Raw genomic sequence first — 15,074 nt, 5'->3', positions numbered from 1 at the left:
CTAAACTAAAAGATATATAAAGGTGAACCCGTTAAATTGTATAAAAGGAAACCCCTTCCATTAAAAAAGCAAATAAATCGCGGGATTAAAAATAGCAATAACAGGTTCAAAGTTTATTTATAGAATTGCTGTATACTGCCATAATATTATGGCGGTACGAGGAGATAACGATGAAAGAATTGAAGTTTAAAACCACTGACGATATTGCTATACCTAAAAAGCTTATAGACCAGGTAATAGGCCAGAAAAACGCAATAGAGATAGTCAAGAAAGCAGCGAAGCAGCGGAGGAATGTGCTTCTGATTGGAGAGCCTGGCACCGGAAAGACCATGCTCGCGCAGGCTATGGCCGAGCTTCTCCCAGTGAGCAATCTTGAGGATGTCCTTGTATACAAGAATACCAATGATGAAAATATGCCTCTTATAAAGGAGGTGAAGACGTACCCTGATCCGGAAGCGATGAAGAAAGGGCTGGACGGGCAGGGCAGGCAGATAGTTATGAAGAGCAGGATGAATTCAAGGATAAACCTGAATTCGGGAGGATCATCCATAATAACCACGATAGTGTTCGTGCTTGTGCTTATACTTGTAGGATTGTCATTCAGCGGATACATCAAGGGATATGACCTGATAGTTATATCAGCGCTTATACTTGGAATCATGATATTCGGGGCAGTGTTCATGTTCACGGCAGGATTGACAAAGCGCCCCGGAATAATGACATTAGGAGAGAACAGCGAGCCCAAGTTGATCGTTGACAATACGGGCAGGCAGACAGCGCCATTCATAGATGCAACAGGCTCAAGGGCTGGAGCATTGTTCGGTGATGTGAAGCATGATCCATTACAGACTGGAGGTTTGGGGACGCCCGCACATCTCAGGGTGGAGAGCGGCGCAATACACAAGGCAAACGAAGGCGTGCTTTTCATAGATGAAATATCAAGCATGGATCTTCATTCGCAGGAAGAACTCCTTACCGCGATGCAGGAGAAGAAATACCCCATTACAGGCCAGAGCGAGCTTAGCTCAGGCGCATTGGTCAGGACGGAGCCAGTGCCAAGCGACTTCATATTGGTTGCCGCAGGGAATGTGCAGGATATAAAGAGGATGCATCCCGCGCTTAGGTCAAGGATAAGAGGTTATGGTTACGAGGTTTACATGCAGACGACAATGCCAGACACAGTTGAAAACAGGAACCAGCTTATACAATTCATAGCGCAGGAGGTCAAAAAGGACAAAAAGATACCGCCGTTCGAAATGGATGCGGTATACCAGACCATAGAGGAAGCCAAGAGGAGGGCAGGTAAGAAGGACAGCCTTACTCTGGAACTGAGAGACCTTGGCGGATTGATAAGAGCAGCAGGGGATATTGCAATAGAAAGGAAAGAGAAGCTGGTTACAAAGAAAGACGTACTTGACGCAAGGAAACTAGCAAGCCCCGTGGAATCGCAGATGGTAGACCAGATGCTCAAGGACAGGGAAGAGTACAAAGTATTCGAGGCATCCGGATACAAGATAGGAAGGGTAAACGGATTGGCAGTGCTTGGTGCAACTGCGACTTCTGCGGGAATAATAGTTCCGATAGTATCAGAAGTAACCCCAGCGGGCTCAAAGGCTGAAGGCAAGTTCATACCTACCGGAAAGCTTGGTAAGATAGCCAGCGAGGCCGTAAAGAACGTGAGCGCAATAATAAAGAAGCATATAGGTGCCGACATATCAAAGTATGATGTCCACGTACAGTTCCTCCAGACCTATGAAGGCATTGAAGGGGACAGCGCCAGCGTCTCGGTCGCGCTGAGCATACTCTCCGCTCTTGAAGATCTTCCAATAGACCAGTCATTTGCAATGACAGGGTCGCTCTCAGTAAGAGGGAATGTTCTTCCTGTCGGAGGGGTCACCGGCAAAGTCGAGGCAGCAATACAGTCGCATATGAAAGCGGTCATACTTCCGAAGAGCAACCTGCAAGATGTGTACCTGGACAAGGACAAAGCCAAGCTGATAAAGCTTATACCTGTATCGACATTCGCGGAAGTGATAAAATATGCGATAAAGCCGAGCAAGAAGAGGGACGAGATAGTAAAGTCGCTTGAAAAATACGAGAGAGAGTAATATGCCTGACGAAAGCCCGAAAACCCGGATCACCGAAGACGTGCTTAGGGAATTCGGGAATATGCTGATCAGGGATATATTTTCCGACAAGAACCCTTCCTTCCAGACCTCTGTAAGGAGCAGGACAAACGTCGTCTTCGACAAGTCCAAGGGATTCCTGACTCTTGGCGACTCCAAGGAGGAGCACAGCTTCATCAACGTCTCTCAGTCTAAAGGATTCATGCAGACAATAGCGATAGCTGCGAAGTGCTACAGCTTCATAAAGCAGAACCAGCATGCAACAATAAGGGACCTGTTTTACCAGCTGAAATATTCGCTTGGGGATGACCTGGACGAGAACATATTCAACGAGCAGTCCGAATCCAACCCGCTGATAGAGGACCTTGAGGTAGCGCTTGATCTGAGGAGGGAGCAGCTGAACCTCAACGCGAACAGGAAGGGAGTGCTAGTAGGAAACATGCGCATAATAGACAAGTTTGGGGATGAAACCGTAGAGATAGACGGTGCTAAGACAGGGAGGAGCGGATGGGCCATACCAAGCGATGTGGACAACGATATACAATTTGTGGACATAGATGCAGACTACGTATTGGTTGTTGAGAAGGATGCGCTGTGGTACAGGCTCAACGAGGACAAGTTCTGGAAGAAGGAGAACGCTATAATAATATCACCCATGGGCCAGGCCGCTAGAGGGACAAGGAGGCTTATAAGGAAGCTATCGGATAAAGGCTTGCCAATCTATGTTTTCAACGACTGCGATGCATGGGGATGGTACATATACTGGACGATAAAGACGGGCAGCATAAACCTTGCTTACATAAGCGATGACCTTGCAACCCCAAAGGCCAAGTTCATCGGTGTCACCATGTCGGATCTGGAGGCGTACCCATTCCTAAAAGGGCTGACCATGAAGGCAAACGATATGGACATAAAGAAGGCGCAGGAGATGCTTAACTATCCTTGGATCAGCAGGTATCCAGAATGGGTGAACGAGCTGAACCTGGTCCTCAAGATGAAGAAGAAGCTCGAGCAGAACTCGCTTGAAGGGCCAAAGCTTTCCTTTGTCGACGAATATATAAACGACAAGATAAAGAAAGGGAACTTCCTTCCGTGAAAAGTCATACAACGCTTATCAATTCTTTTTTCCTTATTGAATTTATCACGTGGTCGTAATCCTTGTAATGGGCGGTTGCTATTACAAGAGTTGTGTAATCCCCGGCTTCTGCCTTGAGGTTGTTGTATACGTTCACATGTAGTTCCTTTACCTCATTCGGCTCCAATGACCCTAGCCTGAAGCTCTTTTCATGGGATATACCAGTCTCGTCAAAAGCTATCTGGTTCGGGAGCCTCAGAGTTACAGAAGTGAGCAGAGGCTCCTTCGTGATGTTGCTTATCTTCATAGTCAATGTTACATAGCTTTTCCTGCTTGAATAAAGCTTGTAGGGGAACCATTCAGTAACCAGCTTAAATGGTACACTGTTTATGAGTTTTTCATCGCCTTTATCTTCCTCCTTTCCAAAGATGCTTAAGATTGCCATTCAGACACCTGATTACCAATGGGATATAAATATTATTAATCATTTCGAGATTGTGACATCCTCCCACATGCAAGTGGTGTGGGCTTCCTCTGCATCATGCAATCACCACATCCTGCAAAGGACATGTTTTATCGGTTCCCTGTTCCTCGATGCGACTTTTCAGTTCCTGTTGAACCGCAGAGGTCATATCTCTCTGAGCGTGACTTCCCCTCTGTCAAAGGGTAGCCCCGTGCAATATGTTTATTGCCGCGTTTATGTCTCTTGGATTTACCATACACCCAGACAGCGGTTCGCTTTCATCCTACCGCTAAAGCGTGTGGGATTTCCCTCACTTTGTTAAAAAGACAAAAATTCAAAAGCCACCGGTTGCAGGAGGGCTTGTAAACATATATATACTTTTTTGAATAAATTTATTCAGCTTCATTGTTTAAGGATTACAACGCCCGTAATTTTACATGCCCAAGAGGATATAGATGATACTTTACGATTTGAGGATAGCGAGCATCTTAGTGATATCCTTCGCATATATGCTGTTTGACCTGTTCAACAAAAGGAATGTCCCTGACCTGTTTGTCTATGCGACAACCGCGTACGCGATTGCGCTCACCATAATCTACTTCAATTACACTACAATAGCCGTGAGCCTGCTTATAGCGGCGGTTATATTCGGGGCAGGCTATCTGCTTTACAAATACGGCCAGCTTGGAGCCGCAGACGTATTCGAATTGGCCGCGATTTCGTTGATGCTTCCATACCAGCCATCAGTGATATTGAACTTCCCGCAGTACAATTTCCCTTTCATATTCTCAATACTGATAAACGCCGGCATAATGGCGCTAGTGATAATGCCCATATACTACCTTCCAAAGTACAGCTCAAGGTTCGGAAGCATATTAAAGGCGAAGACCTCAAAATCGGATATCTTCAAGGCCTCGATGTTCCTGATAGTTTATGTGCTGTTCTACGGATTCCTTGTGCTCCATTTCGGATTCCACATAATAACTCTTGCCATAATACTGGTGCTGGCGGTATTCAGCTTCCTTCTGCTGATGTTCGAGAAGCAGATAATGAGGGCCATGATAAGGGATGTGAACATATCGGATCTCGAGGAAGGCGACATGATAGCAACAAACCTGATGTCCGACGAGGATCTAGACAGGCTGTCAAAGCTGAAATCATTCGGAAGGCTGGTCACAGGCAAATCAATCAGTGAATTGAAAGAGTCGGGGTTCAACGAGAAACTCCCTGTGTACAAGGATGCATTCCCTTTTGCGCTTCCTATATTCCTCGGGGTGGCAATAGCGCTATTGGCAGGGAACCTTATATTGGCCCTGTTGGCATGACACAAGGCGGCTGCCGCAGCTTCACGTGAAATACCCCTTATTGTATAAGGTATATAAATTTCTGTGCAGATATTACGATTATGGATTTTGAAAAGGAGCTCCACGAATACCTGATATATTCTTACAAAAGAGCGATAGGGATATCCTTAGTCGTCTTTTCGCTGTCACTGCTTGCAGGATCACTGCTTATGTATGCGATAGGCTACGTAAACTACAACACGCCATCCGCGACGGCGGTGTGGCTTTCAATAATAATAGTTACCATTGTGATATCAATCGCGAGTTTTGTTAGCCTTAAGATAAACAGGATGATACGCTTATGGGAGAAAACAGTGGGAAAGGGCTCAATAAGGAGAAGCACCTTGATAAAGATGCTGTCCCTTGCCGTCTTTATGGGCATTGTAATAGTGATAGCGTCTGTCCTTATGCTGAACTCCTATCTCGAATCGCTCTTCATACTCCTCGGTTTCGGTGAGCTTTTCTGGATAGTATACATGATATCCTCAATTGTGATGGGCCACAAGTACACGGAGATCGCATTTGGGTCAATGGCATTCATAGCGATCTTCATGATACTGGTTATCTCGATAAGGTACACTGAAGTGGTCTATAACTTTGGCAAGTACTACGATATAGCACTAATATTCCCATCGCTTGCGTTCGCCTCAAGCATATTCGGGCTGATTGTCATATGTGGGATAGTCGGATTCGTGATGCTCTTTGACTCTTTCGGCAGGATAAAAGGCAGGACCAGGAAAATCATTATAAGGCATTTTGAATCTGCCCAAGAGAAGAAGACAAAACTTTCCATCAATCAAAGAAGCCTAAGAAACGAAAAACGCATTGAGAAGGTTAAACCGATGAAAAGCAGAAGCAAGAGAAGAAATAAAAGAAATAAAAGAAGATAAAACCTCTCACTCGCATTTGCTGTAGCCGCAGTTAGGGCAGGTGTAGCAGCCTTCGCTCGCTATCATTGGAGTCCCGCATTCAGGGCACAATGTCTCCTTGTCGCCTGAGATCTGGTAGTTCACAGCGGACCTTTTTACCTCGTCCAGCGAAACTTCGTGTGACGTTCCGGCGGTGTGCTTTGCCCTTGACTCTGCAAGGGACGACTGCTTCGATGACTGCTGGTTGACGAGCTCAAGGACCTGCACCGACTTGCTCTTATCCCTGTATACGGTGATTCCCTTGCATCCAAGCTTATAGGAAAGCAGGTAAGCCTTCTCTATGTCCTGGGGTGTTGCATAGGAAGGGAAGTTTATCGTCTTTGACACTGCATTGTCGGTATGCTTTTGGAATGCCGCCTGCATCTTCACGTGCCATTCAGGAGGGACATCATACGCCGTAACAAATATCTTCCTTATGCTTTCCGGTATCTCTTCCACCTCCTGTATTGAGTTCTTTCCGGCTATCTTCTTCATAAGCTCATCGGAATAGAATCCCTCTTCTATCGAATAATTCTCAAACTCGTTGTTCACTTCTATTAGGTCAGATCCAAGGCTCTCATGGACGTTCCTCATGTACACAACGGAGAATATAGGCTCTATTCCCTGCGACACTCCTCCGGATATTATGCTTATCGTTCCCGTAGGGGCGATGGTTGTGACAGTGGAGTTCCTCAATGGAGGGTAGCCAAGCTTGTACCAGATGCTGTTCTTGAATTCCGGAAACTCTCCTTTCTCCTTCGCCAGGTCCTCGCTTGCTTTCCTTGCCGTTTCGGTTATGAACCCCATTACGTTCTCCGCAAGGATAAGTGCCTCATTGCTGTCATACCTTATCCCTAATTCTATGAGCATGTCAGCCCATCCCATGACACCTAGGCCTATCCTCCTTATTGCCCTGCTCACCCTGTCTATCTCGGGTATTGGGTACTTGTTGGCATCAATGACATCGTCCAGGAACCTGGTCCCCAATTGAATAGTGTGCTTCAGCTTTGACCAATCGATTTCCCTCTTTCCATCCTCCCTTCTGACCATGTTGGCAAGGTTTATTGATCCAAGATTGCATGAATCATATGGGTACAATGGCTGCTCCCCACACGGATTCGTAGATTCTATAGGCCCGTACTTCGGAACTGGGTTCGAGTAAGTCGAGTTCATCCTGTCAATGAACACAAGTCCGGGGTCACCTGTTTTCCATGCCATGGTGACTATAAGGTTCCATACAGCATTTGAGTTAAGCTTTCCCATTACCTTCTGTGTCCTCGGATTTATAAGGTTGTAATCGGACCCAGACTGCAGTGTTCTCATGAAATCGTCTGTTATAGCAACGGATATGTTAAAGTTGCGGAGAACTCCTTCGTTCTCCTTTGCGACTATGAAATTCAGTATGTCTGGGTGGTCGATCCTCAATATTCCCATATTCGCCCCCCTTCTCTTGCCTCCCTGCTTTATTTCCTGCGTTGCCGCATCGAATATCTTCATGAAAGATATCGGCCCTGAGGCTACTCCGCCAGTGCTTTTCACGAAATCATTTTCGGGCCTTATCCTCGAGAATGAAAAGCCCGTGCCGCCTCCAGACTGGTGTATCAATGCGGTGTTCTTCAATGAATCAAATATGCCTCCCATCGAATCATCAATCGGAAGGACGAAGCAAGCGGAGAGCTGCCCTAATGGCGTTCCCGCATTGAACAGGGTTGGGGAGTTGGGCATGAAATTGAAATGCGTCATATCCTCGTAGAACTCGCGCTCTATCTTTTCAACTTCCTCATCCGATTTTCCATAATTCTTTTCAGCAGAAGCTACTGCCTTTGCAACTCTGGTGAACAGCTGCTTTGGTGTTTCCTTCAAAGAGCCGTCCTCATTCTTGAGCAGGTACCTGGCCGCCAGGACTATCAACGAGTTCAACGGCATCTTAAGGTCGTCATCCTCTATTCCAAGCGATGACTTGAAAAGCCTTACCTGTGCATGCTTGTGCCTGTATAATATGTAGGCCTTTGCGACCTTTGGCTCGCTTCCCATAAGCTTGCTCTCCACGATATCCTGTATCTCCTCCACTTTTATCTTTGCCTTCTTCATTCCAGATATGGCATTTACAACAGATTTTGTTACTTCCTCTGTATGCTCTTTGGTGTAAGATGCAGATTTGTCAGGATAGACGCTCTTGAACGCCTTTAGTATTGCATCGAATATGTGATTCTCGTCAAATTCAACCACATTTCCGTTTCTTTTTACCACTTTTGTGCTAATTTTATTTGCTGACATTTCACCCACATCCTAAAATTTTTAAAATAGATATAAAAACCGATTTGAAAAAAGGGTAACCCTTTTTATTAAAGTTTTACGTCACAAAACCATAACAACCATGCATTAGAAAATGCTGTTTTTATGACAGGTTTTTGATTTGCGGAAGTTTCGGAGCACCAGGTTTTACGATAGGATTAATCGCACATTTCCTCAAACTCTTCCTTTATTTTGCCCCATGCCTTTTTGTATATTTCACGTTCATCCTTGTCCACGTTGAAGAAAAGCCACTGCATGAACAGGTTATCAGATATCCTTAGGTTCAGTATCTCCTTTATGTCAGATTCGGATATGCTCTTCCACTTCTCTTTCTCCGCTTCTTTGTAATCTGATTTCACTTCGTCGGAATTCAACTCAATGCTCCTGTTGGTAAGGGCGTTGTAAGTCTTCCACGAGTGCCCTGATGAAAAAGAAGCAATTATTATCGCTTCTGCCTTTAGTAAATTATCCTCATCCGAAAATTTGTACGCGTCTGCATTGCGCGTATCCCTCTTTGATTCCATGCTCGAATCTTTTACTGAAAGCTTGTGTATTGCATTCGAAAGAACGTCAAATTTTGTCAAATTGTATCTCTTTGGCATTTTAATGCACAGGTACTATTGTGATGCTAAAAATATATATTTATTGATTTGCAAAATGCAAAAGGCTAAGAAGTTGAATTCTTAGGCACTTGTGATATCCCCAACACCTAAAGGCTGTGAGCTTCCCAAGTAATCTTAGGAAGTCAAAGTGAAACACAACAGATGCCAATACGCCCCGATGGAAAAGGGGCTTTCTATTTATGCAGTGGCTTATATCCCACCGCTGAAGCGTGTGGGATTTCCCGCTCACTTTGTTAATATCTAGTTTTCAGTTGTGAAATCCATACCCAGTCATGGCAAGATATCCCTCCCTATTGCAATTCAATTGGCCTAAGTGCAGATGTTATCATAATAATAAAATTAAGATAAGATGAATAAATTTATGAAATTGTTGTATATATTTACAAGTGGTCGATTTGTATTTGTACTTCTTTAGATGGCAAATTTTACCATAAATATATAATTGCATGAGTCATATTTATAATAAAATGACTTATGCATGAGTCAAATTTAAATATCCCCCTATATAAAATAAATTTATTATAATGGATGCAGATAAGATTATTGAAATTCTGAACGATTACAATTATTGGGGCAACTTTAAGACCAAGCTAAATGAAAGAGATGCGATAGCTACCCTTAAAAGTAACATCAAGGTACCTACTGTGAATGTTGTAAAAGGAATAAGGGGATCTGGCAAGTCAAGTATAATTTTAAAGCTAATAGAGGAGATTGGTCTAAAAAGAAGCTCACTTATAATTAATTTAGAGGATCCGGGATGTCAATGGACAGGGATGTGAATGCGGCACAGAATATACTCAAAAGGGCTTTGGACTCTATCAGTCCAACTACCGAAGGGCATTCGGGAAGTCAAGCTTGCAGAGACGACATAAGACCTTCCGCAGGGGAGGCAGTTGCCTATGAAGCAGGAACTACCTGGGTGGCATCATGATGACAAATCATAACCACCCCGGAAGCCCACACTGTTTACAGGTGGGAGGATGTCACCAAATTTGCCAAGCATAATATTAGCGGATATTTGCTGTCTAAAGACAAGTATTTAAAATGCAAAAGGCATTAATACAAACAATATAAATAAAAATAATAACCAATCAATCTAATTGGACATTTAAAGGGTGCATCTTGATGATTGATCATAACAGCATACAGTCAAAGTGGCTATCTGAGTGGGAGAAAGCCAAATTATTCGAATCTGATGTCAATGACAAGGAAGGGATTTTGGTAACTGCAGCATTTCCATATGTGGATATGCCTCTTCATATAGGCCACCTTAGGACTTATGGCACAGCCGACTTCTACGCAAGATACAAGAGGATGAGAGGATTCAATGTCCTTTACCCTATGGCTTTCCATAAAACCGGAACGCCAATACTCGCAATATCAAAGAGGATTGCATCAAACGAGCCCGAAATAATAGGTGTGCTAAAGAAGCTGGGGGTGGAGGATGCCGAGGTCATCAAGAAGATGTCCGATCCTTACTTCCTGGCAGATTACTTTGAGAAGATAACCGAAGAAGGGATGAGGCATGCTGGGTTCAGCGTAGACTGGAGGAGAAAGTTCGATTCCATAAACCCTTTTTTCAGCAAGATGGTTGAATGGCAGTTCTCAAAGCTCAATGAGAAAAAGCTTTTGGTTACTGGGGAGCATCCAGTAGGGTGGTGCCCTAATGAGGGCAATGCTGTAGGGCAGCACGATACGAAGGGCGATGTACAGCCTGAAATATCAAAGCTGGTCGCAATAAAGTTCAAGGATTCAAGTTCCGATGCTTATTTCGCATGCGCCACATACAGGCCCGAAACAATATACGGAGTCACCAATCTTTTCGTAAACCCAAAGGTGCAATATGTCATAGCGGATATGAAGGGCACAAAGGTGTACATGAGCAAGGAAGCTTTCGGAATCCTAAAGTACCAGTTTGACATGGATGCGGTATCCGAGATAAGCGGGGAGGAACTTTTGGCAAGGAAAGCGATAAACCCAATGGACGGCAAGGAGGTGCCTGTATTGCCGGGATCCTTTGTGAAGCCGGATTTTGCAACAGGTGTAGTGATGAGTGTACCTTCGCATGCGCCTTTTGATTACAATGAGCTGGAAAAGCTGAAGGATTCAAATTATGATACAGGGGTAAAATACGAAGACTACATAAGGTGCCTTGAAACTCCGGACGAATCGAAGTCATCGGAGACACCTGCGCTGCAGTACCTAAACGGCAAGAAAAAGGAGGATGGAAGCTATGATGTTGATGCAGCAACAAAGGATATCTACAGGGACGAGCTGCGCAAAGGCACAATGTTAATAGGCGACTACAAGGGCAAAGGAGTAAATGAGGCGAGGGAATTAATAAGCAAGGACCTAACCTCAAGCGGCAAAGCATTTGACGTAAGCATAATATCAAACGAGGAGCCTGTGTATTGCAGGTGCGGTGCAAGGGTAGTCGTACACACGGTAAAGAACCAATGGTTCATAAATTACGGAGAAAAAAGCTGGAAAGAGGAGACAAAGAGCTATGTACCAGAGATGCTGATATACCCTGAAAAGACAAGAAACGCCTTTATGGCTGCCGTTGACTGGATAGACCTGAGGGCCGCGGAAAGGGCGCAGGGATTAGGCACAAAGTTCCCATTGGACAATGGCCACATAATAGAATCCCTCTCCGATTCCACAATATACCCAATGTTCTACACAATATCAAATACGGTGCTGTCAAGTGTGGCCAAGCCGGAACAGCTTAACGGAGACTTCTTTGATTATGTTGTTTACGGAAAGCTTGATGCCAACGAGGTGTCAAAATCGACAGGCATAGACTATGAGGTATTAAAGAAGTGCAGGGACTCATTCTCATACTGGTACAAGTTCACTTCAAGGCATTCAGCATCGGACCTGGTGTTTAACCACCTGACGATGTACATATATAACCATCTTGCAGTATTCCCAGAAGAGTATTGGCCAAAGCAGATAGTTGTCAATGGGTTGGTCAACTACGAAGGGGTAAAGATGAGCAAAAGCCTAGGCAATGTTATACCGATAATGAAAGGAATAGAGCTTTACGGGGCGGATACACTGAGGTTCATAGAGATAGTGAATTCAGACCTGGACCAGGTAGCTGAGTTTAACACCGAAAGCGTAAACAGCGTAAACCAGAAGATAGATTACCTGTATTCCGCAGTGGAGAAGCTTAAAGGCATGGGTTCAGGAGAACTAAAGGCAATAGACTTTTGGCTGTACTCGAAATTGAACAGGAAGATAAGAGATGCAACCGAAATGGTCGAGAAGTTCAACCTACGGGATGCCTACATATCGATATTCTACGGGTCCATCAATGAACTGAGGTACTACTTAGAAAGAGGAGGAGACAATTCAATAGTGGTGAGTGACTTCTTAAGCAAGGTAATACTGATGCTTTCACCTGTGATGCCTTACAATGCGGAAGAACTGTGGCATCTGATGGGCAACGACACATTCGTGTCAAAGCAGCAGTGGCCAGAGCCTGAAGCGAGCTTGATAGACGATTCGGTAGAGCAGCTTGAGGGCCTGCTGAACTCCACGATAGAAGACATAGCAAATACTATGAAATTGACATCAAAGATGGATGCCAACAATGGCAAATCGGTCAAGTCAGCGGAAATAATAGTTGCGGACGATTGGAAGTTCAAGGCATATGCCAAGCTGAAGGAGTACAAGAGCATGTCAAAGGTTATCAACCTGCCGGAATTCTCAGCAACAAGCAAGGAAAGCCTCTCAAAGTACCTGTCATCATTGATCAAGAGCGTAAATTCATTGTCTGATTTGCAATACGGATCTGAAGACGAATACAATACGCTGAATTCATCGAAGGACTACATAAAATCCAAACTAAATAACATGTTCGAGGTATCGGTAAAGAAAGAGGCGGAATCAGATTCGGGCAGGGCATTCCGGGCTTCCCCAACAAGCCCCGCCATAATCCTGGAGTGGGGCTGATGAGAGGGCTTGCAGAAAAATATGACACATTCATATTTGATTGGGACGGGACAATAATAACAACTACAGAGCTGCGCAAGCTCGATTCAAAGCTGGATTTCAGGCTGCTGTTCAAGCGCAGGGAGAGCATGAAGCACCTGGGAAATGTCAAGAACGAGGTAAAGAACTCCGGAAGCCTGCTTTACAAGATATACTTCAGGGATTCAAGGAAAATGAGGAAAGTTGAGAGGGACATAAAGAACAAGGTCTATGCGCTTGCAATCAACATTGTACTCTCTTTTACAAGGCCAAGGCTGCACAACGGAGTCAGGGAAATGCTGCAGGAGATGAACGATAAAGGGAAAACGGTAGCAGTGTTCACCAATGGGAATGTGGATAGGATAATGAAGGAGGCGGAGATGCTTAAGATAGGCGATTACTTCACCGCAATGCTGAGCGCCCAGTCGGTCAACAGGCTGAAGCCCAACCCACTTGGATTGGAGGTCCTTATAAAAGGTATAAGTGCCGACAAGAAAAGAACCCTTTACATAGGAGACATGGTGGATGACATAGTAACCGCGAAGAGGGCTGGAGTCGCAAGCTGTGCAATAGCAGATGGACTTGACAGGAAGGAGGACCTTAAGGAATCCGATCCGACCTACATATTCAGAAGCATGGAGGAGTTCAAGAAGCATATCTGATTTTCAAGCAGGCATCCATGACCTAATGTATAAAGGCAATCTCATTAATATTTATAAATTTATTTAACTATAAATAATCGGTAATAAAATGGTGGAAGAAAAATATGCGAATTTTACTAAAGGCTTGGTGGGAGCCATAGGGGCCGAGAATGTCTTGCTCGACGATTCAAAGAAAGAGCCTTTCAGGCACGATGCATCGGATTATGTAGGAGAGATGCCGATAGCGGTGTGCAGGCCGGGAAGCACGGATGATGTTTCCAAGGTAATGAAGCTATGCTATGATAACGATATAAAAGTGGTTGCAAGGGATTCAGGGACGGGATTGACAGGATGCACAGTGCCTGTCAAGGACAGCATAGTCCTTGATTTAACAAGGATGAACAAGGTGCTGGAAGTCAACCTGCCGGCCAGATACGTTGTGACAGAGCCGTATGTAGTTTTGGATGACCTGAATGCGCAATTGGCAAAGGATGGATTCTTCTACCCCCCAGACCCTGCAAGCTCAAAGGTTGCAAGCGTGGGAGGGTCGCTTTCAACAAATGCGGGAGGAATGAGAGCAGTATCAACGGGTGTCACAAGGACTTGGGTGCTTGGGATTGAAGTCGTGCTCGCAAACGGAAAGGTGTTGCAGTTAGGATCGCGCACAGTAAAGGACAACAGCGGATACAACCTGACGCAGCTCATTGTTGGCAGCGAAGGCACTCTTGCGATAATCACAAAGGCGATATTGCACATAACTCCAATACCAGAGGCAACGTTCAGGATTGGATGCTATTTCAAGACTGACGAATCGAATGGGGAGGCGACGCAGAACATACTTAAGACCAACTTGCAAGTGATAAGCGCGGAGTTCCTAGGCGAATCAGCAATGGCAGCGATTAAGAGGAACAGGGCAAACATTCCTTTCCCAGAAGGGGCTAACGCGGTACTTATGGTTGATATAGCATCGCAGAAAGCTGCATTGGATTCAGAGGTAGAGAGGGCCAAGGAGGTGCTGTCAAAGTCCAATCCCGTATTCATGGAGGTGACAACGGATCCAGCCAAGATGGCGGACAGCCAGATATTCAAGGTAAGGCAGGACATGTATTACGTGCTGCACGACGAGTCGCAAAAGCTGCACCAGTCATTGATAGCAGGGGATGTGACAATGCCAACAACACACCTGATAGATGCAATAAGGGAAATCAACGCCCTTATAGACAAGTACAAGCTGAACATGACGATATTCGGGCACATCGGGGATGGCAACATACACCACAGCATAATAGTGGACCTGAAGAACCCAGAGGAGGCAAAGAAAGCCGATGACGTGCAGAGAGAAATATCGATGATTGCGGTAAAGTACGGAGGAAGCATGTCGGCCGAGCACGGAATAGGATACGAGAAGAAGGAGTATCTCAAGGATGAGCTCAAGTACAGGGACAGCCTTGAAGTCCTTGACCTGTTCAGAGGGATAAAGAAAGCATTCGATCCCAAGGGCATGCTTAACCCTGGAAAGATATTCGATCTTCAGTGATCTTTAAATTTTATTTTTATTATTTTTTTGTCTGCTTTAACCATTTGCCGCGTGGCAAAGCATGCAGTCTGCAACCAGCTATTGA

Annotated in this window: 12 protein-coding genes; 9 read left to right on the top strand and 3 right to left on the bottom strand. The window is 44.9% G+C overall.

The genetic code is table 11. The features are described 5' to 3' along the window. The first annotated feature begins 170 nt into the window (after window positions 1–170). Window positions 171–2,108, top strand: coding sequence for an ATP-dependent protease LonB (gene lonB / locus Mia14_RS02835; protein ID WP_088820157.1), 1,938 nt, complete (start codon window positions 171–173; stop codon window positions 2,106–2,108). 1 nt (window position 2,109) lies between these two features. Continuing rightward, entirely contained in the window at window positions 2,110–3,222 is a 1,113-nt protein-coding gene (locus Mia14_RS02830; RefSeq protein WP_088820156.1) for a DNA topoisomerase IV subunit A, read from the top strand. 4 nt (window positions 3,223–3,226) lie between these two features. Here the strand turns inward: Mia14_RS02830 and Mia14_RS02825 are convergent, their stop codons facing one another. After that, window positions 3,227–3,646 (bottom strand): hypothetical protein, encoded by a 420-nt coding sequence (locus Mia14_RS02825; RefSeq protein ID WP_088820155.1) that lies wholly within the window; start codon window positions 3,644–3,646, stop codon window positions 3,227–3,229. 473 nt (window positions 3,647–4,119) lie between these two features. Between Mia14_RS02825 and Mia14_RS02820 the strand changes: the two genes are divergently transcribed. Next, entirely contained in the window at window positions 4,120–4,989 is an 870-nt protein-coding gene (locus Mia14_RS02820) for a hypothetical protein (protein WP_088820154.1), read from the top strand. Window positions 4,990–5,069: 80 nt separating this feature from the next. After that, window positions 5,070–5,897, top strand: a complete 828-nt coding sequence (locus tag Mia14_RS02815) for a hypothetical protein (protein WP_088820153.1) — start codon at window positions 5,070–5,072, stop codon at window positions 5,895–5,897. A 6-nt stretch (window positions 5,898–5,903) separates the two neighbouring features. Here the strand turns inward: Mia14_RS02815 and Mia14_RS02810 are convergent, their stop codons facing one another. Then, on the bottom strand, window positions 5,904–8,192 hold the full coding sequence (locus Mia14_RS02810) for an adenosylcobalamin-dependent ribonucleoside-diphosphate reductase (protein ID WP_088820152.1): 2,289 nt from the start codon (window positions 8,190–8,192) through the stop codon (window positions 5,904–5,906). Window positions 8,193–8,368: 176 nt separating this feature from the next. Then, window positions 8,369–8,812 carry a hypothetical protein gene (locus tag Mia14_RS02805; protein WP_088820151.1) on the bottom strand — a complete coding sequence of 148 codons (444 nt, stop codon included), beginning with the start codon at window positions 8,810–8,812 and terminating at the stop codon, window positions 8,369–8,371. Between the two features lie 545 nt (window positions 8,813–9,357). On the opposite strand from Mia14_RS02805, the gene Mia14_RS02800 reads away from it, so the two are divergent. The 5 genes from Mia14_RS02800 (at window position 9,358) to Mia14_RS02785 (ending at window position 14,989) form a co-directional block, all read left to right on the top strand. Further along, a complete protein-coding gene (locus Mia14_RS02800) occupies window positions 9,358–9,612 on the top strand; it encodes a hypothetical protein (protein WP_088820150.1) in 255 nt (84 codons plus the stop codon). Further along, window positions 9,591–9,764 (top strand): transposase, encoded by a 174-nt coding sequence (locus tag Mia14_RS05060; protein ID WP_124216890.1) that lies wholly within the window; start codon window positions 9,591–9,593, stop codon window positions 9,762–9,764. Before Mia14_RS02800 ends, Mia14_RS05060 begins: the two co-directional genes overlap by 22 nt. Before the next feature lie 194 nt (window positions 9,765–9,958). Further along, the gene (gene leuS / locus Mia14_RS02795; protein WP_088820149.1) at window positions 9,959–12,793 is read left to right on the top strand and encodes a leucine--tRNA ligase; all 2,835 of its coding nucleotides are present in this window, start codon (window positions 9,959–9,961) and stop codon (window positions 12,791–12,793) included. Further along, window positions 12,793–13,473, top strand: a complete 681-nt coding sequence (locus Mia14_RS02790) for an HAD family hydrolase (protein ID WP_088820148.1) — start codon at window positions 12,793–12,795, stop codon at window positions 13,471–13,473. Before leuS ends, Mia14_RS02790 begins: the two co-directional genes overlap by 1 nt. 88 nt (window positions 13,474–13,561) lie before the next feature. Then, the gene (locus Mia14_RS02785) at window positions 13,562–14,989 is read left to right on the top strand and encodes an FAD-binding oxidoreductase (RefSeq protein ID WP_088820147.1); all 1,428 of its coding nucleotides are present in this window, start codon (window positions 13,562–13,564) and stop codon (window positions 14,987–14,989) included. The last annotated feature ends 85 nt before the right edge of the window (window positions 14,990–15,074 follow it).

The sequence above is a fragment of the Candidatus Mancarchaeum acidiphilum genome (assembly GCF_002214165.1).
In the GTDB taxonomy this organism is placed as follows: Archaea; Micrarchaeota; Micrarchaeia; order Micrarchaeales; family Micrarchaeaceae; genus Mancarchaeum; species Mancarchaeum acidiphilum.
Note: the sequence above shows the minus strand (reverse complement) of the source record. Positions and strands in the feature narration are given on the sequence as shown.

Excerpts from the sequence above, each read along its gene's own strand:
- Mia14_RS02810 (WP_088820152.1), bottom strand. The coding sequence starts at position 8,192 with ATGTCAGCAAATAAAATTAGCACAAAAGTGGTAAAAAGAAACGGAAAT.
- Mia14_RS02790 (WP_088820148.1), top strand. The coding sequence starts at position 12,793 with ATGAGAGGGCTTGCAGAAAAATATGACACATTCATATTTGATTGGGAC.
- Mia14_RS02820 (WP_088820154.1), top strand. The coding sequence starts at position 4,120 with ATGATACTTTACGATTTGAGGATAGCGAGCATCTTAGTGATATCCTTC.
- Mia14_RS02785 (WP_088820147.1), top strand. The coding sequence starts at position 13,562 with ATGGTGGAAGAAAAATATGCGAATTTTACTAAAGGCTTGGTGGGAGCC.
- lonB (WP_088820157.1), top strand. The coding sequence starts at position 171 with ATGAAAGAATTGAAGTTTAAAACCACTGACGATATTGCTATACCTAAA.
- leuS (WP_088820149.1), top strand. The coding sequence starts at position 9,959 with ATGATTGATCATAACAGCATACAGTCAAAGTGGCTATCTGAGTGGGAG.
- Mia14_RS02815 (WP_088820153.1), top strand. The coding sequence starts at position 5,070 with ATGGATTTTGAAAAGGAGCTCCACGAATACCTGATATATTCTTACAAA.
- Mia14_RS02825 (WP_088820155.1), bottom strand. The coding sequence starts at position 3,646 with ATGGCAATCTTAAGCATCTTTGGAAAGGAGGAAGATAAAGGCGATGAA.
- Mia14_RS02800 (WP_088820150.1), top strand. The coding sequence starts at position 9,358 with ATGGATGCAGATAAGATTATTGAAATTCTGAACGATTACAATTATTGG.
- Mia14_RS02830 (WP_088820156.1), top strand. The coding sequence starts at position 2,110 with ATGCCTGACGAAAGCCCGAAAACCCGGATCACCGAAGACGTGCTTAGG.
- Mia14_RS05060 (WP_124216890.1), top strand. The coding sequence starts at position 9,591 with ATGTCAATGGACAGGGATGTGAATGCGGCACAGAATATACTCAAAAGG.
- Mia14_RS02805 (WP_088820151.1), bottom strand. The coding sequence starts at position 8,812 with ATGCCAAAGAGATACAATTTGACAAAATTTGACGTTCTTTCGAATGCA.